Below are 23081 nucleotides of genomic sequence, written 5' to 3'. Positions count from 1 at the left end.
CCGTCCCGGCCTTTTCAGCAAGGGTCACCCTCATGCGCACCGACGGCGAGCGCGCTTACGCGCGCACCGGGTGTTGGCTGCTGGGGATGGCCGGTGCCGGGTTGGGTAGCCGGGTGCTGGGCGTTGAGGGCTGGCCGGGTGCTGGGGCCGGTTGCCGGGTGTTGAGCGCTGGGTGTCGGGGAGGCCGTGCCGAATGCCAGCTGCCGGGGTGCCGAGTGCCAGCTGCCGAGTGCCAGCTGCCGAGTGCCAGCTGCCAGCTGCCAGCTGCCAGCTGCCAGCTGACAGCTGCCGGATGCCGGGTGCCGGCTGCCGGATGCCGGGTGCCGGCTGCCGGATGCCGGGTGCCGGCTGCCGGGTGCCAGGTGGCGTGGCCGGGTGCTCTTGGCCGTGCGCCCACGCGCCGCCTGCTCACGCGCGTACGTAAATAAGGTCCGTGATCGGGCGCCCCGCCGCCGTTCCGCGGCGCTCGAATTTTGTCTCTGGGCGGCCTTCGCGGCTGTCGGTCGTGTGTCGCAGGCCGGGGTCCGCCTCGAGGGTCTCCCGCATCGCCTCGGCGTAGGCCGGCCAGTCGGTTGCGCAGTGCAGCCGGCCGCCGGGGCGGAGGCGTTCGCGCAGCAGGGTGACGTTGCCGGGGCTGATCAGCCGGCGCTTGTGGTGCCGGGCTTTCGGCCACGGGTCGGGGAAGAAGACGTGCACGGCGTCGAGTGAGCCGGGCGCCAGGCGGTGCACCAGTTGCATGGCGTCGCCGTGGGCGACGCGTACGTTGGTGAGGCCGGCGTCGCCGATCAGGGCGAGCAGGTTGCCGATGCCCGGCGTGTGTACTTCGACGGCGAGGAAGTCGCGGTCCGGGTCGGCGGCCGCCATGGTCGCGGTCAGGTCGCCCATGCCGAAGCCGATCTCGAGCACGACGGGCGCCGAGCGCCCGAACAACCCCGGCAGATCGAGCGGGTCGCGGTCGCCGTCGGTCACGGTTATGCCGTACGCGGGCCAGAGCGCCTCATGCGCATCGTGGTGCCGGCTGCTCATGCGGCCGCGGCGGGGGTGGAAGGTGCGGATCGGCGGGTGGGTCTCCATGGCGACCCCAGGATACGGTCACGCCGAGACGTCGAAGTGGTTCGGGCCCGCGCCCTGCAGGAAGCTGACGGCCTTGTCGAGGTACGGGCCGATCGGGTTGCGGCCGGTCCGCTGCAGGCGGCGGTCGAGGTCCTTTAGGTAGACCGGCGTGACCTCCTGGCCGGGGGAGAGGCGGTCGGCCGCGCGTTCGGCCGCCAGGGTGGCGGCGAAGGCGGTGACCGGCTCCTTGGCCGGGTCGAAGCCGGCGGTGATGCGCTGGCCGGTGACGTGCTGGATCAGGTTCCGGTCCGCTTCGGTGAGCTGGTCGAAGCCGGTGCGGGTGCGGTCCGCCCGCTCGTGGCGCGCCGGTGGCGCGGCCGGCGGGTGCGGGACGACGGTGGGATAAGAGGTGCCCAGGCCGGAAACGGTCATCTCGTGTCTCCCCGAGGAAGGAAGGCTCGGGATGGCAACCGTCTTGCCACCCTCTGGAACCTTTATCGGCAGACTTTTGGGCTCGGCTTAGCCCTGGGGCGGCTGCACGCTGGGCTGCGAGCCGGCGTGCAGCAGCGTGCGTGTGCCGTCGGCCAGGCCGACCGCCACGATCCACGACCCGCCGGCGTGCTGGCCGGTGAGGACGCCGCGGGCCGTGTCGACGTACGCCATCTCGCGGTCCAGGGTCCCGCCGACCGTGCGTTTCGTGCCGGTCGCCGGGTCGTATTCGACCTGGTGGACCGGCTGGTCGTCGGCCGTGGTCTCACCTTTCTGGTAGGCGGTGAAGGTGAGCCGGGCCCCGTCCGGGCGCCAGTTCGGCACGACCGCGAAGCCGCTGGTCTCCAGGCTGCCGCCGCCGTACGCCGCGACCGTCTTCTCGCCGCCGGTCGCGACCGTCCCGATGCTCAGGCACGCGTCGTAGACCGAGTCGCAGTCGCCGCCCCGGAACGCCACCTTGCTGCCGTCCGGGGACCAGGCCACCGCGTCGTCGACCCGCAGGCGGTCGGTGAGCGATCCGCTCTGCTTCGGCGCGACCGGCTGCTCGGTGGGCAGGTCCTGGCCGCGGCAGTCGCGCGGGAACAGCACCTCGGGTGTGGCCGTGGCCGTGGTCGCCGCGATCCGGTAGACGCCGGGGCCGCCGGTGCAGGAGAGAGAGGAGAAGGCCAGCCACTTACCGTCCGGTGACCAGGACGGTCCGGCGGCCGGGCGGGTGGTCAGCCGGCGTTTGGCGCTGCCGTCCGCCCGCATGGTCCACAGCTGGCCGTTGTGCAGCACCGCCATCTGCTTGCCGTCGGGCGACCAGCGCGGCCGGGCGTAGCCGCCGCCCGTGGTCAGCCGCTTCTCGCTCGCGCCGCGGCTCACATATATGTCGCCGCCGCGTACGTAGGCGACGAGGCTCGGCAGCGCCGCGGCCACCGCCGTACCCCCGGATGCCGCCGCCGCGGCGGCGGGCGTCGCGAAACCCATTCCGCCGGCGACGATGCCGACCAGACCGAACCACCGACCGAACGCTTTCATCCCGAACGCCCCCCGCGCCGTCGACCCGGTCCGCCCCCGTGGACCGCGTGTCACCGAGCAGATCGGTGCAACCAACCTGCACCTAAGAACTTCCGTTACGGAAACCGGCATCCGCGCTCTCCACTTTCCTCCCCGGCGGGCCTTGACACGATTTGCTCACTGGAGTTTTGGGTGTGTTTCACACCATTTTGCGGCAGGCGGTCAGAGGATGTCGGAAACCGGACGTCGTTGATCATGGTGGACCGCTCCACTCTGCGGTCACCCGCCTTGAACAGGGATTTCATCTGCGAATCCGGTTCGCGAGAGCGTCCATTCGGGTTGCGGGTGGAGGGAAGTGGAGTAGAGTGGAGCGCAGTGGCAGGGTCAAGTTTGATCTGGCGAAACAGGAGCTGGACCAGGGGGCCTGCCGGCCCGAGTTGACAAGGCGGCACCGCGAGCCGCCGGGGCAGGGGGGTTGGGCCGATGTTCCTCGGCACTCATACCCCGCGCCTGGACGACAAGGGGCGGCTGATCCTTCCGGCCAAGTTCCGCGACGAACTGGCGGGAGGTGTCGTGATCACCAAGGGGCAGGAACGCTGTCTTTACGTGTTCCCGATGCCGGAGTTCCAGCGCATCTCCGGCCAGCTACGCGAGGCGCCGGTCACCAACAAGGCCGCCCGGGCCTACAGCCGGGTGTTCTTCGCCAGTGCCCACGACGAGATCCCCGACAAGCAGGGGCGGGTGACGATCCCGGCGCACCTCCGCGGATACGCGGCGCTGGATCGCGAACTCGTGGTGATCGGGGCGAGCACACGGGTGGAGATCTGGGACAGGCAGTCCTGGGATGAGTACCTCTCGGCGAGCGAGGACGAGTTCGCCGACATCGAGGAGGGGGTGCTGCCCGGCGGACTGTAAGGCGTGGCATTCGGTCGGAGCCGTGCACCACAACAACGGTCCGGACGTCACTGCCGCCGTACTGCGAGATCTCCAGCCGCTCCCGCTCCTGGCGCCTCTTCCCCGGCGCCAGGCGCGTGTCTTAAGGGCGCGCCCGCTGGCAACCGGGCACGAGCGGATGGGGATCTGGCGGTACGGACGACGTTCGGGCCGTGTGGTGTCTGTAACGACCGATAGGGGCGATGGGGGTCGAGATGGGGGAGCTTCGCGGCACGCACGTGCCGGTGCTGCTCGAGCGTTGCCTCGAGCTGCTCGCCCCCGCGCTCGGCCTGCCGGACGCCGTGCACGTCGACTTCACGCTGGGCCTCGGCGGGCACGCCGAGGCGGTTCTCGAGCGGCACCCCGACGTCACGCTGATCGGTCTCGACCGCGACACCGAGGCGCTCGCGCACTCCCGGCGGCGTCTGGCCCGCTTCGGCGACCGGGTCCACCTGGTGCACGCGGTGTACGACGAACTGCCGCGCGTTCTGTCTTCTCTTGGCTTGACCCGATTTCACAGCGGGCTGTTCGACCTGGGCGTCTCCTCGCTGCAGCTGGACGAGGCCGACCGCGGCTTCGCGTACGCGCAGGACGCGCCCCTCGACATGCGGATGGACCAGAGCCGCGGCGTCACCGCCGAAGAGGTCGTCAACTCGTACGAGCCGGGCGACCTGGTCCGCATCCTGAGGCAGTACGGCGAGGAGAAATTCGCCCCACGGGTCGTCTCGGCGATCGTGCGGGAGAGATCACAGGCGCGGATCACGTCGACATCGAAGCTCGCCGACCTGGTCAAAGCGGCTATCCCGGCCGCCGCGCGACGAACGGGTGGAAATCCCGCCAAAAGAACGTTTCAAGCGCTACGCATTGAGGTAAATGGCGAACTCGCCGCGCTCGAATCAGCCCTCCCGGCCGCTTTGGACGCATTGGCGCCGAAAGGCCGCCTTGTGGTGATGAGCTACCAATCTTTGGAGGACCGGATCGTCAAGCGTGAACTCGCCGCGAGGTCGCGCAGCACCGGGCCGGTCGACCTGCCGGTCGAACTGCCCGGAACCGGTCCGACACTGCGGCTCCTGACCCGAGGGTCGGAGCCGCCCAGCGACGACGAGGTCGCGCAGAACCCGCGAGCGGCTTCCGTGAAGCTGCGCGCGGCCGAGCGAATAGACGAGCAGGCAACGGGCGCCGACCGCGAACGGCCCCGGATGTCGGCACCGCAGGGGGGACGCGGGCGGCCACGCCGCCCGCGCGGGCATCAGGAGGGGGAGGGGGAAGCATGAGCGAGCGCACCTACGCGCCGCGGTCGGGGGGCCGGGCCGCGGAGCCGCGGGCCGGCAGCGCCGGCCAGGGCGACACGCGACGTTCAGGGATGCGGCGCGAGCAGGACACGGCTGACGCCGATTCGGTACGCGCGGAGGACCGTTCCACGGCCGCCGAGCGCCGCCGGTCGGGCGGGCAGCCGCGAGGCCGCGCCACCGACCGCACCGACGCGAGCGGCCGGGGGGCCGACCGCGCGGGCCGTTCGGATGTGTCTGGTCGGGGGGCCGACCGCGCGGGCCGATCGGATGTGTCTGGTCGGGGGGCCGACCGCGCGGGCCGATCGGATGCGTCCGGTCGGGGGACCGGGCGCGGGGGCCGTTCGGATGCGTCTGGTCAGGGGACCGGGCGCGCGGGCCGTGAAGAGGTGTCTGGTCGGGGGACCGGGCGCTCCAGCCGTGCCGAGGCGACCGGTCGGGGGACCGGGAGCGACCGCGAGCAGGGGGAGGGCCGTCTCTACCGCGAGGCCGGTCTGGGCCGGGCGGCCCGGAGCGAGCGCGACGCGGGCCGGCCGAAGCCGGACGAGGCCGGTCGGGGGACCGGGCTCGACCGTGCGGGCCGCAGCGTGCGGGCCGAGCGGGTGGGCCGTTCGGAGAAGCTGGAGCGGGCCGAGCGGGAGACGGTGTCCGGCCGGGGGGCCGGATCCGACCGCGCGGTGCGCGCTGAGCGGGGGACCGGATCCGATCGGGCCGAGCGGCGGGGGGTCACGGAGAGGCTGGGGCGCGAGTCCGGGCCGGACCGTGCGAGCCGTACTGCGCGGGCTGAGCGGCTGGCCGCGTCCGAGAAGCTGGAGCGGGCCGAGCGGGCATCCGGGTTGGATCGCGTTGGGCGTGCTTCCGGGCTGGATCGGGCTGGGCGTGTGTCGGGGTCGGATCGGGCTGGGCGTGTGTCCGGGTCGGATCGGGTCGGGCGGGCGTCCGGGTTGGACCGCGCTGGGCGCGGGACCGGGCCGGACGGTGCTGGGCGTGCTTCCGGGCTGGATCGGGTCGGGCGGGGGTCTGGGCTGGATCGTGCTGGGCGGGCTGAACGGCTGAACCGGGCTGAGCGGCTGGATCGGGCGGTTCGGGCTGAGGCCGCCGGGGCTCGGGCTGCGCTGCGCAGCCGGCGGGCCGAGATGCTGGGGCGGCGGGGGGTCGACGGTGCGGACGCGCCGGTCGACGGCACCGCCGCGCTCCAGGTCGACGCCGAGGCGCTGCGGATCGAGGCCGAGCCGCTGCGGGCGGAGTCGGAGCCGGCGCGGGTCATCGACCTGGACCGGCCGCGGCTGCAGGTCGCGCCGCCGGCGCCGATCAGCGTGCCGCGGGCGCCGTTCGTGGCCGGGGTGATCGGGGTGGTGATCGCCGGGGTGCTCGGCATCCTGCTGATCAACACCAAGACGAACGAGAACTCGTTCGAGATCGCCGACCTGCAGAAGCAGAGTTCGGCGCTCGACGCGCAGCAGCAGGATCTCGACAACCAGTTGGCGATCGTGTCGAGCCCGGGCAGCCTCGACGCGGCCGCCCGGCGGCTCGGGCTGGTCAAGGCGACGCCGGCGCTGATCCGGCTGCCCGACGGCCGGGTCATCGGCATGCTGAAGCCGGCCGACGGCAAGACGTCGGTGACCGCGCAGGGTGCGGCGGCCGACGGGGACAAGGGCGCGGCCAACATCGTGCCCGACCCGTCGGCGCCCGGCCTGAGCCCGAACGGGGTCAGCGGGACCACGCCGGCCGCCGGGGGGACGGCCACGGGCGGTGCCGTTACTAACGGCACCGGCGCGGCCACCAACGGTCAGGTCGGCAACGGCCAGGTCGGCAACGGTCAGGCCGGGAACGGGCAGGTCGGCAACGGCCAGACGCTGAACGGCCAGACCGGCAACGGCCAGAGCACGAACGGGTCGGTCGGCAACGGCCAGGCCGGGAACGGGCAGGCCGGGAACGGGCAGGCCGGGAACGGGCAGTCGAACGGGACCGGCGCGAACGGCGCGGCGACCGGCACCGGGCAGTAGGCCGGCATGGCTCGGGGGGACGAAACACCGCGCCGGGGCAGTACTCCCCGGCGCGGCGCGTCTCCCGACCTCCCCGCCGACGGTGGCGGGGAGTCGCGGGAGAACAGCAGCCGGGGGTTCGGGGGGATCGGGGACGCGCGGGCCTACACGCCGCGCGGGCGCACCATGGCCGAGCGCGACCAGCGCACGCGGTCGCCGCGGGCCGGGCGTACGGCCGACCCGTTCCGGCCCGCGCTTCAGGTGCTCGACGGCGGGCAGCCGGGCGGGCGGGGGCGGGCGGCCGGGAGTGCGCCGGACGACGAGGACGACCACGCGGCGCCACCGGCTGGAACGCGGAAAGACGAACGCCGCCGCATGCACCCGGCCGACGCCGAGGACGACGCGCCGCGCAAAGGTGGCCGCCGGGCCGAGGGCGATGTGCTGCGTGAGGGTGGGCGTCGGGCCGAGGGCGACGTGGTGCGTGAGGGTGGGCGTCGGGCCGAGGGCGATGTGCCGCGCAAAGGCGGGCGCCCGGCCGAGGGCGATGTGCCGCGCAAAGGCGGGCGCCGGGCTGAGGTCGACGAGCACGGGGTTGCGCGGCTCCGGCCGCGCCGTGGTGCCGGCGACGACCGGGCGGCTTTGCGGAAGGACCCTTGGGGCGACGAGGACTACGAGGACGGCCGGGTGCCCGCCCGGTCCGGTTCGCGGAGTCGGAGCCGTGGGCGGGGGCGCACCGCGCCGGCCGAGCGTTCGGGCCGCGCGCAGCGACCGGAAAGGGCGGGTTCGCCTCGTCTGCGGTTGGCGCCGGCTTCCCCGCGTACAAAAAATGCGGCGGAGCCGCCGAAACTGGCCAGCGGAACCCGGCGTCTGAGGCTCGGCACCGTCCTCGCTCTTTCGCTCTTCGTGATGATCGGCGTGCGGCTGGTCGTGCTGCAGGTGGCGTCGTCGCCGGCCGACAAGGCGCGGCTGATCGACCTGCGGGAGAAGCGCACCACGACGGTCGTTCTGCCCGCGCCGCGCGGCAGCATCCTCGACCGTAACGGCAACGTGCTCGCGCACAGCGTCGAGGCCCGCTACATCGCGGCCGACCCGATGCTGGTGAAGGATCCGGCGCTGACCGCGGCGAAGCTGTCGCCGCTGATCGGCGTGCCGGTCTCCAAGCTGATGCCGCTGATGACGCCGCACAAGCGGCCGGGTGGCGGGCAGTCGCGGTTCGAGTTCCTGGCCCAGGGCGTCGACGTCGGGGTGGGAGACCGGATCGAGGCGATGGGCCTCGGCGGCATCGTGGTCGACCGGGACGAGCGCCGCGACGTGCCCGGCGCCGACCTGGCGGCCAACCTGCTCGGCTTCACCGGCGCCGACAACTCGGGGCTGGAGGGCATGGAGGCCAAGTACGACTCGCTGCTGCACGGCACCGACGGTGAGCGGGTCTACGAGATCGGCAAGGGTGATCTGGACAAGCCGATCCCCGGGGGCTTCCAGCGTTACACCGAGCCGCAGCCGGGCAGTTCGGTCGAGCTGACCATCGACTCGGACGTGCAGTTCGAGGTGCAGCGCATCCTCAAGGACCAGATGGACAAGGTGCACGCCACGATCGGCGGCGCGGTGGTCATCGACGTGCAGACCGGTGAGGTGCTGGCCCAGGCCAGCTATCCGAGCTACGACGCGGCCAACCCGGACGACTATCCGCCGTCGTCCCGCGACGACGTGCCGAGCAGCATCATCGCCGACCCCGGATCGATCCACAAAGCGATCACGATCGGCGCGGCGCTGCAGGAGGGCGTGATCAAGCCGGACTCCTACCAGGTGGTGGGGCCGGCGCTGGAGCGTGGCGGGTACTTCTTCAAGGACAGCCACGTGCAGCCCAAGGGCACGAAGATGACGATTCCCGGCATCCTGGCGTACTCGTCGAACGTCGGCACGATTCTGATCGCCGACAAGCTGGGCAAGGACCGGCTGTACGAGTACCAGCAGAAGTTCGGGCTCGGCCGGGCGTCCGACGAGGGCACGCTCGGCGAGTCGCCGGGGCGGCTGCTGGCGCCGTCCGACTGGAGCCCGTCGGCGTCCGGCTCGGTGCCGATCGGGATGAGTGTCGACGCGACCCTGGTGCAGATGGCGGCGGCGTACGCGACGATCGCCAACGACGGCACGTACATCCAGCCGCACCTGGTCAAGGAGATGATCTCGGGCAAGGACGGCCGGGTGTCGCCCGGTCCGAAGCCGGAGAGCCACCCGGTGCTCAGCCCGGACGTGGCCGGCGAACTGCGCACCATGATGGAGGCGGTGGTCGACAACACCGGCGCCACCGGCACGCAGGCATCGGTGCCGGGCTATCGGGTGGCGGGCAAGACGGGTACCGGCAAGCGGCTGATCGACGGCAAGTACACCAGCTACAACTACGGCTCCTTCATCGGCATGGCCCCGGCCGAGAACCCGCGGTTCGTGATCGCGGTCTCGGCCGACGTGCCGCACGGCACTGGTGGTGACGTGGCCGCGCCGGCGTTCAGCAAGATGATGTCGTACGCGCTGTGGCATTACCAGGTGCCGCCGTCGACCACCAAACCGCCTAAATTCAAGATCCACCCGTGATAGCCCCCTCTTGGCGGGTTTCTGGCTGTGGCTGGATGGCGTTTTCTGCGGACTGCCGGGCACGGGGTAGGGTCTGACGCCGTGCCCGGCATTCCCCGCCCCCAGACTGTCGCGCCGCGCCGGCTGACCGCGTTAGCGGAGCTGTTGCCGGCCGCGCTGACCGGCGCTGACGCGCAGGTCACCGGCATCACGAACAGCAGTCAGTCGGTTCGTCCCGGTGATCTCTACGCCGCCCTGCCCGGCGCCAACCGGCACGGCGCCGAGTTCGTCCCCGCCGCCGCCTCGGCCGGAGCGGTGGCCGTTCTGACCGACCCGGCCGGTCGTGCGGCGGCGGAAAGCGCGGGCCTGCCGGTGCTCGTCACCGACGACCCGCGGGCCGTGCTCGGCGCGGCCGCCGCGGCCATCTACGACGACCCCTCGGCCAAACTGCGGATGATCGGCATCACCGGCACCGCCGGCAAGACGTCGACCGCCTACCTGATCGAGTCCGGCCTGCGCGCGGCCGGCGAGGTCACCGGCCTGATCGGCACGGTCGAGACCCGCCTCGGCGACCGGGTGGTGGCGAGCGTGCGCACCACCCCGGAAGCCCCCGACCTGCAGGGCATCCTGGCCGCCGCGGTCGAGCAGGACGTGACCTCGGTGGTCATGGAGGTCTCCAGCCACGCGCTGGCGGTCGGCCGGGTCAACGGCATCCGGTTCGCGGTCGGCGGCTTCACCAACTTCGGCCTCGACCACCTCGACTTCCACCGCGACGTCGACGACTACTTCGCGGCCAAGGCCAAGCTGTTCGACGGCCGGTCCCGGTTCGAGGTGCTCAACCACGACGACCCGGCGCTCAAGGCGCTCTACAAGCCGGAGACGATCACCTATTCGGCGGCCGGTGACCAGTCGGCCACCTGGTGGGCTTCCGACGTGCGGCCGTCCGCGTTCGGGCAGCGGTTCGTCGCCAACGGGCCCGGCGGCGCCCGCGTCGAGGCCGGCGTCGCCCTGCCCGGCCGGCACAACGTGGCCAACGCGCTGCTCGCCCTGGCCTCGCTGGTCGCGGCTGGGATCGACCCGGCGACCGCGGCCCGTGGCATCGCCGCCTGCAAGGGCGTGCCGGGCCGGCTGGAGCCGGTCGAGGCGCCGGGTGATGTCCTCGGCGTGGTCGACTACGCGCACAAGCCCGACGCGATCGTCGCCGCGCTGACCGCGCTGCGCGAACTGGCGGCCGGCCGGGGCGGCAAGGTGCTGGCACTGATCGGCGCGGGCGGCGACCGCGACAAGGGCAAGCGGCCGCTGATGGGCGCGGCCGCCGCGCGCGGCGCCGACCTGGTGATCGTCACCGACGACAACCCGCGCACCGAGGACCCGGCCGGCATCCGGGCCGCGGTGCGCGCGGGCGCCGAGGAGGCGGAGACGCCGGCCGAGATCATCGAGGTGGCGGGCCGGCGGGACGCCATCGGCGAGGCGGTACGCCGGGCCGGCCCCGGCGACGTCATCGCGCTGCTGGGCAAGGGACACGAGCGAGGCCAGGAGGTGAACGGCGAGATGCTGCCGTTCGACGACCGGATCGAGTTGGCGGCCGCTCTGGGGGGCCGCGCGTGATCGCGATGACGCTCGATGAGATCGCCCGCATCACCGGGGGGCGTCTCGTCAACGCTCCGACGCCCGTGACGGTGACCGGCCCGGTCGAGTTCGACTCCCGCAAGATCGCCCCCGGCGGCCTGTTCGTGGCGTTCGAGGGCGAGAAAGTCGACGGCCACGACTACGCCGCGACCGCGATGAAGGCCGGGGCGGCGGCGGTGCTCAGCACCCGCGACACCGGCGAGCCGGGCGTGGTGGTCGAGGCGCCGCTGGAGGCGCTGGCCAAGCTCGCGCACGTGGTCGTCGAGCGGCTCGAGGCGCTGACCGTGGTCGGGCTGACCGGCTCCTCCGGCAAGACCACCACCAAGGACTACGTCGGCCAGCTGCTGTCGCGCCTCGGGCCGACGATCGCGCCGGCCGGGTCGCTCAACAACGAGCTCGGCTTTCCCTACACGGTGCTGCAGGCGACCACGGAGACCCGGTTCCTGGTGCTAGAGATGGGCGCCCGCAACGTCGGCCACATCCGCTACCTGGCGGGCATCGCCCGGCCCGACGTCGGCGTGGTGCTCAACGTCGGCCAGTCCCACATCGCCACGTTCGGATCCCTCGAGGGCACCGCGCTGGCCAAGGGCGAGCTGGTCGAGGCGCTGCCGGCCGAGGGCGTGGCGGTGCTCAACGCCGACGACCCGCGGGTCGCCGGGATGGCCCCGCGCACCAGGGCCCGGGTGCTGCTGGTCGGCGAGAGCCCGGACGCCGCGGTGCGGGCGAGCGGGGTCACGCTCGACGGCGAGGGCCGCGCGTCCTACGAACTGACCGCGGCCGGCTGCAGCGGGCCCGTCCGGCTCGGCGTGGCCGGGCGCCACCAGGTCGGCAACACGCTTGCCGCGGCCGCGGTGGCCCTGTCGCTGGGCATGGAGTTCGACGACGTGGTGACCGCGCTCGGCGAGGTCGGCATCGCCTCGGCCCGCCGCATGGACGTGTTCCAGCGTCCCGACGGCGTGACGGTGATCGACGACTCGTACAACGCCAACCCGTCCTCGATGGCGGCCGCCCTGCGCGCGCTGGCCTCGATGGCGGGCGGCCGGCGCACCATCGCGGTGCTGGGCTACATGGCCGAGCTGGGCGACTTCGAGCGTTCCAGCCACGAACAGATGGGGCGGCTCGCCGCCGAACTGGGCGTCGACCGGGTGATCGCGGTCGCCGAGAACGCCCGTCCGGTGCTCGACGGCGCCACCGGGTTCGAGGGCTGGGACGGCGAGGCTCTGTTCGCCGCCGACCAGGCCGCCGCCATCGAGATCGTCAAGTCCGACCTGCGCGCCGACGACGTCGTGCTGGTCAAGGGTTCGCGCTATCGCACGTGGGACGTGGTGGACGCACTGCGTCCCGAGGAGGAATCCCGGTGAGGGCAGTCATCGTCGCGGCCGCGGTCGCCTTCATCATCTCGCTGTTCGGCACGCCGGTGGCGATCCGCGTCTTCGCGGCTCTCAAGGCCGGCCAGCCGATCCGGTCCATCGGACCGCAGAGCCACATGGGCAAGCGGGGCACGCCCACGATGGGCGGCGTCGCGTTCATCGTGGCCACGGTTTTCGCGTACGTCGCGGGCCATATCGCCCTCACGACGCTGCCCGAACGGCAGATTGCCCAGGAGGGCCCGACCATGACGGCCCTGGTGCTCCTGGGACTGTTCGTCTTCTGCGGCGTGGTCGGCTTCCTCGACGACTTCCTGAAGGTGCGGCGTCGCAACTCCGACGGCCTGAGCGCCAAGGGCAAGCTGCTCGGCCAGCTGATCGTCGGGGTCGGCTTCGGCTGGGCGGCGCTCTACGTGCCGAGCACCAACGGCCAGACCGTGGCCAGCGAGCACATCTCGTTCATCCGCGACATCAGCTGGCTCAACGTCGGCAAGGTCGGCGCGGTCATCGTCTTCGTCTTCGTCATCATGTCGATGTCGAACGGTGTCAACCTGACCGACGGCCTCGACGGTCTCGCCACCGGCGCGTCGATCCTGGTGCTGGCGACCTACTCGCTGATCGGGTTCTGGGAATACCGGCACTGGTGCGGCGACACCGACTACGCGCTGCACAACGCGTACTGCTACCAGGTGCGAGATCCGCTGGAGATCGCGATGATCGCGGCCGCGGCGGCCGCCGCCTGCGTGGGCTTCCTGTGGTGGAACACCAACCCGGCCCGCATCTTCATGGGCGACACCGGGGCGCTCGGCCTGGGCGGCCTGATCGGCGGCCTGGCGGTCGCGACCCGCACCACGCTGCTGTCGATCATCATCGGTGGCCTGTTCGTGATCGTCACGATGTCGGTCGTCATTCAGATCATCTCGTTCAAGACCACCGGTAAACGTGTTTTCCGCATGTCACCCCTGCAGCACCACTTCGAGTTAGCGGGGTGGAGCGAGGTCAACATCGTGGTCCGGTTCTGGATCGTCGCCGGCATCTGCGTGGCGATCGGCCTCGGACTGTTCTACAGCGACTTCCTCGCCGTGATGGGCTGAGGGCTCTATTTCACAGCGACACGCCCGTCGTCGTGACGGGGACTCACGTCCCCGCACGACGATGATGTGTCCATGGCGGACGCAAGCAACCCGAGGGCGGCCCGCCCGTCGCTGAGCCGGCAACTGCTGCCCGCCGTGCACGGGTTGCTGGCCCGGCCCCTATCCTCGTACTACCTGCTGATCTCGAGCTCGGGCCTGCTCCTGCTCATCGGCCTCACCATGGTCTTCTCGGCGACCAGCGTGAAGGCGTACGCGGAGACCGGCAGCGCCTTCCACGCGATCATCAACCAGGCGTTCTATGCCCTGCTCGGCCTGGTCGCGTTCTGGATCTGCCAGCGCCTGCCCGCGATGACCCTGCGCTACGTCGGCAAGTACGTCCTCGGCGCCGCGATCGTGCTGCTCGCCCTGCTCGACCTGATCGGCGCCCTGAACTCGGTCGGCATCATCGGTCAGCCCAGCATCGGCCCGATCCACACCAGCCTGCTCTGGCTCTACCTCGGCCCGATCGGTCTGCAGCCGGCCGAGCTGGCCAAGCTCGGCATGGTGCTCTGGGGCGCCGACATCATCGCCCGCAAGGGCCCGTCCCTCGGCCACTGGCGCGAGCTGGCCCGCCCGCTGTTCCCGGTCGTCGGCCTGCTCTTCGTGCTGGTCGGCTACAACGACCTGGGCACCATGCTGGTGCTGCTGGCGCTGATCGTCGGCCTGCTCTGGGCGGCCGGGGTGCGGCTGCGGGTGTTCGCCGCGCTCGGCGTGATCGGCATGGCCGGCGTCGGCCTGCTCATCGCGGCCGCCTCGGGCGGCGCCGGATCGGGCTCCAGCGACGGTCCCAACTATCGGCTCGAGCGGCTGACCAGCTTCATGCAGCCGATCGAGAAGTGCGACCCGCAGGGCCCGTGCTACCAGATCCTGCAGGCCCGGTCGGCGATCTTCGAGGGTGGCTGGTTCGGGGTCGGCCTGGGCAAGGGCGCGCTGAAGTGGGACTGGCTGCCCGAGTCGGACAACGACTTCATCTTCGGCGTGATCTCCGAGGAGCTGGGCGTGGTCGGCTGCACGGTCGTCCTGGCCCTGTTCTCGGTGCTCGCCTACACCGGCTTCCGGATCGCCCGCCGCTCGGCCGACCCGTTCCGCCGCCTGGCCGCGACCGCGATCACCACCTGGCTGGTCGCCCAAGCGGTGATCAACATCGGTGGTGTGGTCGGCCTGCTGCCGATCACCGGGCTCCCGCTCCCGTTCATCTCGGCCGGTGGCAGCGCCCTGGTGGTGACCATGGCGGCGATCGGCATGCTCGCCTCGTTCGCCCGCGCCGAGCCGGACGCGGCCCGGGCCCTGAACGCCCGTCCGACCCCCCGGTGGGTGCGGGTGGTCTGGGCCCCGCTGCCGCCGCTTCCCCCGGCGCGGCGGCCGGGCCCGCAGCAGCAGCGGCCCGCGCCGTCCTCGGCCCCGGCCGGTGCCGGGAGAAGGCGCTAGGCGTGCCCGCCCGTGTGGTCACCCCCGCGCTGCCGGGCGTCGAACCGGGCGGTGGCATCCTGGTCGGCGACGCCGAGCTCACCGGTTCCGAAGCGGTGGCGACCGGCCGATGATCACTGAAGCCACAATCGAGGGAGCGGACCTGTGAACACGGCGGAGCTGACCCCGGCCGGCGAGTTGACCGCCGAGGACCTGGGCAGCGTGCACCTGATCGGCATCGGCGGGGTGGGCATGGGCGGGCTGGCCCGCCTCCTGCTCACCCGCGGGGTGCCGGTCTCCGGCAGCGAGCTGCGGGAATGGCCGGCCCTGTCCGCGCTGCGGGCGCTCGGCGGCACCATCCACATGACCCACGAGGCCTCCAACCTCGACGACGTGGACACGGTCGTCTACTCCACCGCGATCCCGGCCGACCACCTCGAGCTGGTCGAGGCGCGCCGCCGGTCCCTGCGGATCATGCACCGGTCGGAGGCGCTGGCCGCGGCGATGACCAACCGGCAGACGATCGCGGTCGCCGGCACCCACGGCAAGACCACCACCACCTCGATCATGACCGTGATCCTGCAGCATGCCGGGCAGGACCCGTCCTTCGTGATCGGCGGCGAGATCTCCGAGGCCGGCTCCAACGGCCACCACGGCACCGGGCCGCACTTCGTGGCCGAGGCCGACGAGAGCGACAAGTCGTTCCTGATCTACCGGCCGCACGTCGCGATCATCACCAACATCGAGGGCGACCACCTCAACAACTGGGGCGACCTCGAGGGGCTCAAGGCCGGGTTCCAGCAGTTCGCCGAGCTCACGCCGGCCGACGGCTTCGTGGTCACGTGCGCCGACGACCCGGGGACCCAGGACCTCATCGCGGCCTTGCGGGCCGCGGGGCGCACGGTTTACACGTACGGCGAGTCCGACGCGGCCGACCTGCGGATCAACGACGTCGTGTCCACCGCCAGCGGCGTGCGTTACCAGGCGATGCTGGACGGCAAGCCGCTCGGCGAGATCAAGCTCGCGCTGCCGGGCAAGCACATGGGCCTCAACAGTGCGGCCGCGGTGCTGACCGCGCTGCGGCTCGGCCTGCCGCTCGACAAGATCGTCGAGGCGCTCGAGTCGTTCCCCGGGGTGCGGCGGCGCTTCGAGCGCAAGGGCATCGCGGCCGGCGTCCGGGTCTACGACGAGTACGCGTACCACCCGACCTCGGTCAAGGCGGCGCTGCGCACCCTGCGCGAGGTGGCGGGCGACGGGCGGCTGCTCGTGGTCTTCCAGCCGTACCGCGTCTATCGCACCCGCGACCTGCAGGCCGAGCTGGCCGAGGGCCTGGCGCTGGCCGACCAGGTCGTGGTCATGGAGGTCTTCGGGCCGGGCGAGGTGCGCGGTCCGGGCGAGGGCGGCGTGGCGCTGACCGCGGCGATCGACCTGCCGGCCGGGGCCAAGGTCTTCGTGCCCGACTGGGACGACGTGCCGGCCGAGGTAGTGCGCCGCAGCCGGCCGGGCGACGTGGTGGTGACCATGGGCGCGCCGCCGATCTCGATGATGGGCGACGAGCTGCTGGACGCTCTCACCGAGGCCGACGCCGAGACGCTGGGCGACTGACACGGTGAGCAGCGGGGGCGGCGGCCGCAACTGGCGGCTGGTGCGGGCGGACACCGACGCGGTGCCGCCCTCGGTGCGCCGGTTCATGGCCCGGGCCCGGCAGCGCCGGCTCCGCGCCGCGCTGCCCTGGGCGGTCGCTCTCGGCGTGCTGCTCGTGCTGGGCGGCCTGACCTGGATGATCTACGGCACGCCGGTGCTCGGCGTGCGCGACGTGAAGGTGGTCGGGACCCAGCTGCTGACCCCCGAGCAGGTGCAGGCGGCGGTCCGCGTGCCGGCCGACGAGCCGCTGGCCCGGGTCGACCTCGACGACGTGCGGGACCGGGTGCGGGCGATCCCGGCCGTCGACCGGGTGGTGGTGCGCCGCAGCTGGCCGTCCACCCTGGTCGTCGAGGTGGTCGAGCGCACCCCGGTCGCGGCGGTTCCGGCGGGCCGGCAGTTCACGCTGATCGACCGTTCCGGCGTGCCCTATCAGACGGTCGCCGACAAGCCGGCCGACCTGCCGCTGCTGCGGCTCACCCGGCCCGGGCCGGCCGATCAGGACACCCGTTCCGGGCTGACCGTGCTCGGGTCGCTCAGCGACGAGCTGCGCGAGCAGCTGGTGGCGGTGTCGGTGGCCGCGCCCGCGCAGATCAAGCTGGAGCTGCGCAAGGACCGCACCGTGGTGTGGGGCGACGACACCCAGAGCGAGCGGAAGAGCCAGGTGGCGACCGTTCTGCTGCGCCGGGCCGGAAGTGAGATCGACGTCAGCGCGCCCACCGTGGTAACCATCCGCTGAAAGCCCTGCTAAGCGGACATCGTGGCGGAAACGGCTTATTTTGGTTGAGGTTACGGCTGCGTCGGATTTTCGCCACGTAAGCGGACGCCGACACGCCGCGCCGGGTCTTTGGTTGACGCATGGCAGGCGTTTACGTTGCCACCAGAGGTTGAGTGGTTGACATAACCATAAGCCTCTAGTAGAGGGTGAGGGTTTCCTCGCCCTCCCTTGTACGGCAGCGGATGTCTGAAGTAGCGGGCCTGGCCGGGACCGCGAAGGGGCCAGCGACATCCGCCAACCCCGAAGGGAAGGCTGAGCCCGATGACACCTCCACACAACTACCTGGCGGTCATCAAGGTCGTCGGGATCGGCGGGGGCGGCGTCAACGCCGTCAACCGCATGATCGAGGTTGGGCTCAAGGGCGTCGAGTTCATCGCCATCAACACCGACGCCCAGGCGTTGCTGATGAGCGACGCCGACGTCAAGCTCGACGTCGGCCGGGAACTGACCCGGGGCCTCGGCGCCGGCGCGCAGCCCGAGGTCGGCAAGAACGCCGCCGAGGACCACCGCGACGAGATCGAGGAAGTCCTCAAGGGTGCCGACATGGTGTTCGTGACCTGCGGCGAGGGCGGCGGCACCGGCACCGGCGGCGCGCCCGTGGTCGCCAACATCGCCCGCAAGCTCGGCGCGCTGACCATCGGCGTGGTGACCCGGCCGTTCTCGTTCGAGGGCAAGCGCCGCCAGGTGCAGGCCGAGGCCGGCATCGACGAGCTGCGCAACCAGTGCGACACCCTGATCGTCATCCCGAACGACCGGCTCCTGGCGCTCGGCGACCGCGGCATCAGCATGATGGACGCGTTCCGCCAGGCCGACCAGGTGCTGCTCTCCGGTGTGCAGGGCATCACCGACCTGATCACCACGCCGGGCCTGATCAACCTCGACTTCGCCGACGTCAAGAGCGTGATGAGCGGCGCCGGCAGCGCGCTCATGGGCATCGGTTCGGCCCGCGGCGACAACCGCGCGGTCGAGGCGGCCGAGAAGGCGATCTCCAGCCCGCTGCTCGAGCAGAGCATGGACGGCGCGCGCGGCGTGCTGCTCTCCATCGCCGGCGGTTCCGACCTCGGCCTGTTCGAGATCAACGACGCGGCCCAGCTGGTCACCGACGCGGCCCACCCGGACGCCAACATCATCTTCGGTGCGGTCATCGACGACGCGCTCGGCGACGAGGTGCGGGTCACGGTGATCGCGGCGGGCTTCGACGGGGGCACGCCCTCCTACAAGCCGGCCGAGCCGGCCCGCAAGGTGGTCACCCAGCCGGCCGCCCCGCCGGCCGCGGCCCCGTCCTCGCCGGCCCCGGTCGCCAGCACGCCGGCCGTCACCACCCCGCCGCCGCGGCGGGTGTTGTTCGACGACGTGGACGTGCCGGACTTCCTCAAGAACGGCTCCTGACCACCGCGTACGCCAGGGAAGCGCAAGTGGACGACGGTGCGCGCCGCGCAGAACTCGCCGCCTCGCTCGCCGAGGTCGGCGAGCGGATCGACCGTGCCTGCGCCGAAGCCGGCCGTCCGGCCGGCTCGGTGACACTGACCGCGGTGACCAAGACCTACCCGGCGAGCGACGTGCTGCTGCTCGCCGGGCTCGGGGTCACCGACGTGGGGGAGAACCGCGACCAGGAAGCGGCACCGAAGGCGGCCGAGGTGCGTGCGGCCGGCGTCGAACTGCGCTGGCACTACATCGGTCAGCTGCAGCGCAACAAAGCTAAATCGGTGGCGGCCTATGCCGACGTCGTCGAGTCGGTCGACTCGGTCCGGCTGGCCGCCGCGCTCGGCAAGGCGGCGGCCGGCCGCCCGGCGCCACTCGAAGTATTGATCCAGGTGAGCATCGACGGAGATCCGGAACGAGGCGGCGCGGCCGGCGACGACCTCGGGCCGATCGCCGACGCGGTGGCCTCGTCGGACGGCCTGCGGCTGTGCGGCCTGATGGCGGTCGCGCCGCTCGGCTGGGAACCGGACCGCGCCTTCGCCCGGCTGGCCGAACTCAGGTCCGGCGTGGTCGCGGCCCATCCGGGCGCGACCACCCTGTCGGCCGGCATGAGCGGGGACCTGGAGGCGGCGATCCGGCACGGAGCGACACACGTGCGGATCGGCTCTTCTTTGCTCGGGATGCGAAACCTGCTGCGGTAGCCTTGCGGCGGGCAGCAAACTACATAGGTGTTGTTTTACGCGACCAGCCGTTTTACGGCCGGAAGCGTCCGACGACGCAGCGTCGCCGCGGGCTGGGAACGGCCCGTGCAAGGGGGGATGCGGTACGCCGAGGGGGCGCGGGCCGCGAAGCGGACGAAAGTTGGGGGCAGATGGCTGGTCGGGTGCAGGACGCGCGAGACGGGGTGAAGGCATGAGCGCTATTCGTAAGGCGGGCGTCTGGCTGGGCCTCGTCGAGGAGGACGACGACCGCGGGTACGACGACCGCGGCTACCGGGAGAGCTCCTACCGCGATCGTGACCGTGACCGTGATCGCGACCGGTACTCGGGCGATCGCTACGCCGACGAGTTCGCCGACGAGGACGACGACGTCGACGAGGAACGCTCGGTACCCCGGGCGCGTACGGAGCGCAGCCGGATCTCGGACCGGTTGTCCGCTCGGGCCGATCTCGACGACCACGATCGGGTGGAACGCCCGGAGCGGGCTAGTGTCCGTTCGATCACCCGCAGCAACGACACCGCCTCCTCGGGAGGCTACTCGACCCGCGACAATCTGGCCCTGGCCGCGCAGCCGGTGCACCAGCCGGTCGCGCATCCGCGCCCGGCCGAGGAGGAGCAGCGCTACCAGATCACGACGCTGCACCCGACGACGTACCGCGAGGCGCGCACCATCGGGGAGCACTTCCGGGACGGCACTCCGGTCATCATCAATCTCACCGAGATGGATGAAGGGGACGCCCGCCGACTGGTGGACTTCGCAGCGGGATTGGCATTCGGCCTGCGGGGTACGATCGAGCGCGTGACCAACCGGGTTTTCCTGCTCTCTCCGGCAAATGTCCAGGTCACCGCGGAGGACAAGGCCAAGATCGCTGAGGGTGGGTTCTTCACCCAGAGCTGACCGCCCGGCCCGATCGGGCGGCGGCTCGCTGAGTAACCCATTGGGGGGATCGTCCAGCCGTGCTGTCGATCGTGTTCCAGATTCTCTATCTTCTGGTCTACGTCTTCTTCCTCGTGCTGCTGGCCAGGTTCGTTCTGACCGCGGTCCTCCAGTACGGACGCCGGTGGCAGCCGGGGCGGGGGGCGTCTGCGGCACTCGAATCGGTGTGGAGCGTCACTGATCCTCCCCTCAAGGCGTTGAGGCGTGTGATCCCACCGCTGCGCATTGGTAACGTGAGTTTGGACCTGGCTTCCATCGTGCTGCTGGTTATCCTGTTCGTGCTCATGAGGTTCGTGCTGCAAAACTTGATCTACAGCTTCGCCTGACAGCAGCCCCAACCGCGGCCGCGACTGACCCGAGGAGTTTCGATGCCGCTGACCCCGGCCGACGTGCACAACGTCGCCTTCAAGAAACCCCCTATCGGCAAGCGGGGGTACGACGAGGAGGAGGTCGACGCTTTCCTGGACGAGGTTGAGCGCGAGCTCGCCCGTCTGATCGAAGAGAACAACGAGCTGCGCGCCCAGGTGGAGCGCGGTGGACGGGGTGGCGCACCAGCCGGCCCGAGCACCGACCCCCGCCTCGCGGCCGAGCTCAACGACGTCAAGGCGCAGCTCGACCGCGTCCAGCGCGACAAGGCTTCCGCCGAGCAGGCGGCCCGTCAGATGCAGGCCGAGCTCGAGCAGGTCCGGTCGGCAGGCCCCGTCGGTGGTGGAGCCGCGGGCGGTGGCGACGGCGAGCAGCAGGCCCTGCGGGTCCTGATGATGGCCCAGCGCACCGCCGACGACCACGTTGCGGACGCTCGTCGGGAAGCCGACAAGCTTCTCTCCGACGCCCGTGGCAAGGCCGAAGAGGTCACCCGCGAGGCGCGGGCCAAGGCGGACGCTCTCGAGCGGGACGCCCGCCAGCGCCACCAGGAGGCCATGGGCGGTCTCGATGCGAAGCGCTCCGCGCTGCAGAAGCACATCGAGGAGCTCAAGCAGTTCGAGCGGGAATACCGCACGCGCCTCAAGGCCTACCTGGAGAGCCAGCTGCGCGACCTCGACGGTCGTGGCCAGGGCCTCGAGGCCGAACTCGGCCGGGCCGACTCCCAGCGTGCCGTCGGCGGCAGCGGCGGTCTCGCCGCGGCCGGTCTCGCCGGTTCCTACGGTGGCAGCCGAGCCGGTTCCATCGAGTCCGGGCGCTGACCCCGGGCCATCTCCCCACCTCAAGAAAACCTCGGCGAGGATGAGCCATGATCCCAGTTAGCCTGCTGCTCATCCTCGTCGCGGTAGCGCTTCTCGCCCTCGGCCTGACCAGCGGCTCGAGCGGCCTTCTCATAACATCGATCGCGGCCAGCCTGCTGGCCGCGGTCGCGCTGGTCATCGGCGCCCGCCGCAACGCCGGCGCCCGCCGCTCGGCCTCCTCCGCCACCCGCCCGGCCGCCCCCGCCGAGCCGGAGTTCGAGGCCCAGTCCGGTTTCGAGGCCCAGCCCGGCGGTTTCGAGGCCCAGTCCGGGTTCCTTGCCGAGCCCGGGTTCGACGCCGAGCCCGACTTCGAAGCTGAGTTCGCGGCCGCGCAGGCGTCCGCCCAGCCCTCCCGGGCGGCCGATTTCGCCGCGCCGCCTGCTTCCGAGTTCTCTGGGCCGTCCGCTTCCGAGTTCTCCGGGCCGCCTGCCTCCGAGTTCTCCGGGCCGCCTGCTCCCGGCTTCGCCGCGCCTCCGGCTCCCGATTTTTCCGCGCCGGCCGCGCCGCCCGCAGCCGAATCGGTCACCTACACCGAGGAACCGCCGGCGCCCGTCGCGGCGTCGACCGAAGAGATCGACTTCGGGCGCGACGAGCCGCCCTGGCGGACCCGGGCGACGCTCGACACCGAGGTGGCGGCCGCGACCGCCCCCGACTACGACCGCGCCGCCTCGGCCATCCACGCGGCCCGCAGCGAAAGCCCCGACGAGCACGCGTGGCGCCGCGACGCGCACGCCGAGGCGGCCGCGCACGCCGGGCTGAAGGACGACTTCGCCGAGCCGGACGCCGACGACCCCGACGACGAGCCGCTGCCCCAGGCGGTGCAGCCGGCCGACGCCGTGCGGGTCGCCCGGATGGACGCCGAGGTGCTGGTGGTCGACGGCCGCCCGCGTTACCACGTGGCCGACTGCTCGCACCTGGTCGGCCGGCTCACCGAGCCGATCCCGGTCAACGAGGCGGTCGAACTGGGCTTCAGCCCGTGCGGTCTGTGCCGCCCGGTGGACCGTCTGGTCGCCGCCGCGGCCCGCCGCTGACACGATCTGCCCATTCCGACTTCTCGGGCGCACGGTGAATATTTCGGTGCCCGGACCGGACGCGCGATAGCAACCCGGCTCGCCGAGTTGCGTGCGCGAATGAATCCGGAACGGTCGGGTATCTGACCGGACCTACGCGAGATTTGTGACGATTACCCGGCGAAGATCAGGCGCGCCTGGTTGTCGCCAAGGGGACACAGTCCGTATCCTTGCGAGCCTCTTGTGCAGGTGAAGCAGGGTTAGCCGGCGGCCGGCCGGCGACCTACACCGGCCGATCGCCCGGCGATCGGCGGATAACCGGCCGGGCGAGGCTCGCCCGGCGTATAAATCAGCCGGGCGGGGCAAGACCACCTTCTCGAGGCTGCGGCGCTCGAGGCCGGGCCGGAAGTGGGTGACGCCCGGCGACGAATCGACAGGCAGACCCGCGGGGACCGGCCGCGGGTCTCGTGAACGCTGACCGCCGCGCACGACGCGGCTG

General features: G+C 71.9%; 20 protein-coding genes. 17 read left to right on the top strand and 3 right to left on the bottom strand.

From position 1 onward, the window contains the following. Nucleotides 1–408: 408 nt before the first annotated feature. From trmB to ACIA5C_RS05610, 3 genes are all read right to left on the bottom strand, one after another. Entirely contained in the window at nt 409–1074 is a 666-nt protein-coding gene (trmB, locus tag ACIA5C_RS05620) for a tRNA (guanosine(46)-N7)-methyltransferase TrmB (RefSeq protein ID WP_396051564.1), read from the bottom strand. A gap of 18 nt (nt 1075–1092) precedes the next feature. Beyond that, complete coding sequence (locus ACIA5C_RS05615; protein WP_396051562.1) at nt 1093–1485, bottom strand: hypothetical protein; 393 nt, start codon at nt 1483–1485, stop codon at nt 1093–1095. A gap of 87 nt (nt 1486–1572) precedes the next feature. Next, nucleotides 1573–2562, bottom strand: a complete 990-nt coding sequence (locus ACIA5C_RS05610) for a TolB family protein (RefSeq protein ID WP_396051560.1) — start codon at nt 2560–2562, stop codon at nt 1573–1575. A 462-nt stretch (nt 2563–3024) separates the two neighbouring features. Between ACIA5C_RS05610 and mraZ the strand changes: the two genes are divergently transcribed. From mraZ to ACIA5C_RS05525, 17 genes are all read left to right on the top strand, one after another. Further along, complete coding sequence (gene mraZ, locus ACIA5C_RS05605; RefSeq protein ID WP_396051558.1) at nt 3025–3456, top strand: division/cell wall cluster transcriptional repressor MraZ; 432 nt, start codon at nt 3025–3027, stop codon at nt 3454–3456. A gap of 221 nt (nt 3457–3677) precedes the next feature. Next, nucleotides 3678–4748, top strand: a complete 1071-nt coding sequence (gene rsmH / locus ACIA5C_RS05600) for a 16S rRNA (cytosine(1402)-N(4))-methyltransferase RsmH (protein ID WP_396051557.1) — start codon at nt 3678–3680, stop codon at nt 4746–4748. 921 nt (nt 4749–5669) lie between these two features. Next, the gene (locus ACIA5C_RS05595; RefSeq protein ID WP_396051556.1) at nt 5670–5819 is read left to right on the top strand and encodes a hypothetical protein; all 150 of its coding nucleotides are present in this window, start codon (nt 5670–5672) and stop codon (nt 5817–5819) included. Between the two features lie 80 nt (nt 5820–5899). Beyond that, complete coding sequence (locus ACIA5C_RS05590) at nt 5900–6769, top strand: hypothetical protein (RefSeq protein WP_396051554.1); 870 nt, start codon at nt 5900–5902, stop codon at nt 6767–6769. Between the two features lie 6 nt (nt 6770–6775). Continuing rightward, nucleotides 6776–9337: a penicillin-binding transpeptidase domain-containing protein gene (locus ACIA5C_RS05585; protein ID WP_396051553.1), complete on the top strand. Its 2562-nt coding sequence runs from the start codon at nt 6776–6778 to the stop codon at nt 9335–9337. A gap of 81 nt (nt 9338–9418) precedes the next feature. Beyond that, nucleotides 9419–10924, top strand: a complete 1506-nt coding sequence (locus ACIA5C_RS05580) for a UDP-N-acetylmuramoyl-L-alanyl-D-glutamate--2,6-diaminopimelate ligase (RefSeq protein WP_396051552.1) — start codon at nt 9419–9421, stop codon at nt 10922–10924. Then, nucleotides 10921–12306, top strand: a complete 1386-nt coding sequence (murF, locus tag ACIA5C_RS05575; protein WP_396051551.1) for a UDP-N-acetylmuramoyl-tripeptide--D-alanyl-D-alanine ligase — start codon at nt 10921–10923, stop codon at nt 12304–12306. The genes ACIA5C_RS05580 and murF overlap by 4 nt, the downstream gene beginning before the upstream one ends. Further along, nucleotides 12303–13406, top strand: a complete 1104-nt coding sequence (gene mraY, locus ACIA5C_RS05570; protein WP_396051548.1) for a phospho-N-acetylmuramoyl-pentapeptide-transferase — start codon at nt 12303–12305, stop codon at nt 13404–13406. Before murF ends, mraY begins: the two co-directional genes overlap by 4 nt. Nucleotides 13407–13478: 72 nt before the next feature. Beyond that, nucleotides 13479–14873, top strand: a complete 1395-nt coding sequence (locus tag ACIA5C_RS05565) for an FtsW/RodA/SpoVE family cell cycle protein (RefSeq protein WP_396051547.1) — start codon at nt 13479–13481, stop codon at nt 14871–14873. A 144-nt stretch (nt 14874–15017) separates the two neighbouring features. Beyond that, a complete protein-coding gene (gene murC / locus ACIA5C_RS05560; RefSeq protein WP_396051545.1) occupies nt 15018–16457 on the top strand; it encodes a UDP-N-acetylmuramate--L-alanine ligase in 1440 nt (479 codons plus the stop codon). 4 nt (nt 16458–16461) lie between these two features. After that, nucleotides 16462–17232, top strand: a complete 771-nt coding sequence (locus tag ACIA5C_RS05555; protein WP_396051543.1) for a cell division protein FtsQ/DivIB — start codon at nt 16462–16464, stop codon at nt 17230–17232. A gap of 300 nt (nt 17233–17532) precedes the next feature. Beyond that, nucleotides 17533–18660, top strand: a complete 1128-nt coding sequence (ftsZ, locus tag ACIA5C_RS05550) for a cell division protein FtsZ (RefSeq protein ID WP_396051541.1) — start codon at nt 17533–17535, stop codon at nt 18658–18660. 26 nt (nt 18661–18686) lie between these two features. Then, nucleotides 18687–19394 carry a YggS family pyridoxal phosphate-dependent enzyme gene (locus ACIA5C_RS05545; protein ID WP_396051539.1) on the top strand — a complete coding sequence of 236 codons (708 nt, stop codon included), beginning with the start codon at nt 18687–18689 and terminating at the stop codon, nt 19392–19394. 211 nt (nt 19395–19605) lie between these two features. Continuing rightward, complete coding sequence (locus ACIA5C_RS05540; RefSeq protein WP_396051537.1) at nt 19606–20310, top strand: cell division protein SepF; 705 nt, start codon at nt 19606–19608, stop codon at nt 20308–20310. 59 nt (nt 20311–20369) lie between these two features. Beyond that, nucleotides 20370–20675, top strand: coding sequence for a YggT family protein (locus ACIA5C_RS05535; protein WP_396051535.1), 306 nt, complete (start codon nt 20370–20372; stop codon nt 20673–20675). 42 nt (nt 20676–20717) lie between these two features. After that, nucleotides 20718–21533 carry a DivIVA domain-containing protein gene (locus ACIA5C_RS05530; protein WP_396051534.1) on the top strand — a complete coding sequence of 272 codons (816 nt, stop codon included), beginning with the start codon at nt 20718–20720 and terminating at the stop codon, nt 21531–21533. A 47-nt stretch (nt 21534–21580) separates the two neighbouring features. Further along, a complete protein-coding gene (locus ACIA5C_RS05525; RefSeq protein ID WP_396052064.1) occupies nt 21581–22603 on the top strand; it encodes a hypothetical protein in 1023 nt (340 codons plus the stop codon). Nucleotides 22604–23081: the final 478 nt, after the last annotated feature.

This window comes from Actinoplanes sp. NPDC051343, assembly GCF_044455125.1.
GTDB lineage: Bacteria > Actinomycetota > Actinomycetes > Mycobacteriales > Micromonosporaceae > Actinoplanes.
The sequence above is the reverse complement of the archived record's forward strand: the minus strand, read 5'-3'. Positions and strand labels throughout refer to the sequence as shown.

Excerpts from the sequence above, each read along its gene's own strand:
- ACIA5C_RS05590 (WP_396051554.1), top strand. The coding sequence starts at position 5,900 with ATGCTGGGGCGGCGGGGGGTCGACGGTGCGGACGCGCCGGTCGACGGC.
- ACIA5C_RS05525 (WP_396052064.1), top strand. The coding sequence starts at position 21,581 with ATGATCCCAGTTAGCCTGCTGCTCATCCTCGTCGCGGTAGCGCTTCTC.
- ACIA5C_RS05610 (WP_396051560.1), bottom strand. The coding sequence starts at position 2,562 with ATGAAAGCGTTCGGTCGGTGGTTCGGTCTGGTCGGCATCGTCGCCGGC.
- ACIA5C_RS05540 (WP_396051537.1), top strand. The coding sequence starts at position 19,606 with ATGAGCGCTATTCGTAAGGCGGGCGTCTGGCTGGGCCTCGTCGAGGAG.
- rsmH (WP_396051557.1), top strand. The coding sequence starts at position 3,678 with ATGGGGGTCGAGATGGGGGAGCTTCGCGGCACGCACGTGCCGGTGCTG.
- mraZ (WP_396051558.1), top strand. The coding sequence starts at position 3,025 with ATGTTCCTCGGCACTCATACCCCGCGCCTGGACGACAAGGGGCGGCTG.
- ACIA5C_RS05530 (WP_396051534.1), top strand. The coding sequence starts at position 20,718 with ATGCCGCTGACCCCGGCCGACGTGCACAACGTCGCCTTCAAGAAACCC.
- trmB (WP_396051564.1), bottom strand. The coding sequence starts at position 1,074 with ATGGAGACCCACCCGCCGATCCGCACCTTCCACCCCCGCCGCGGCCGC.
- ACIA5C_RS05585 (WP_396051553.1), top strand. The coding sequence starts at position 6,776 with ATGGCTCGGGGGGACGAAACACCGCGCCGGGGCAGTACTCCCCGGCGC.
- ACIA5C_RS05565 (WP_396051547.1), top strand. The coding sequence starts at position 13,479 with ATGGCGGACGCAAGCAACCCGAGGGCGGCCCGCCCGTCGCTGAGCCGG.
- ftsZ (WP_396051541.1), top strand. The coding sequence starts at position 17,533 with ATGACACCTCCACACAACTACCTGGCGGTCATCAAGGTCGTCGGGATC.
- ACIA5C_RS05615 (WP_396051562.1), bottom strand. The coding sequence starts at position 1,485 with ATGACCGTTTCCGGCCTGGGCACCTCTTATCCCACCGTCGTCCCGCAC.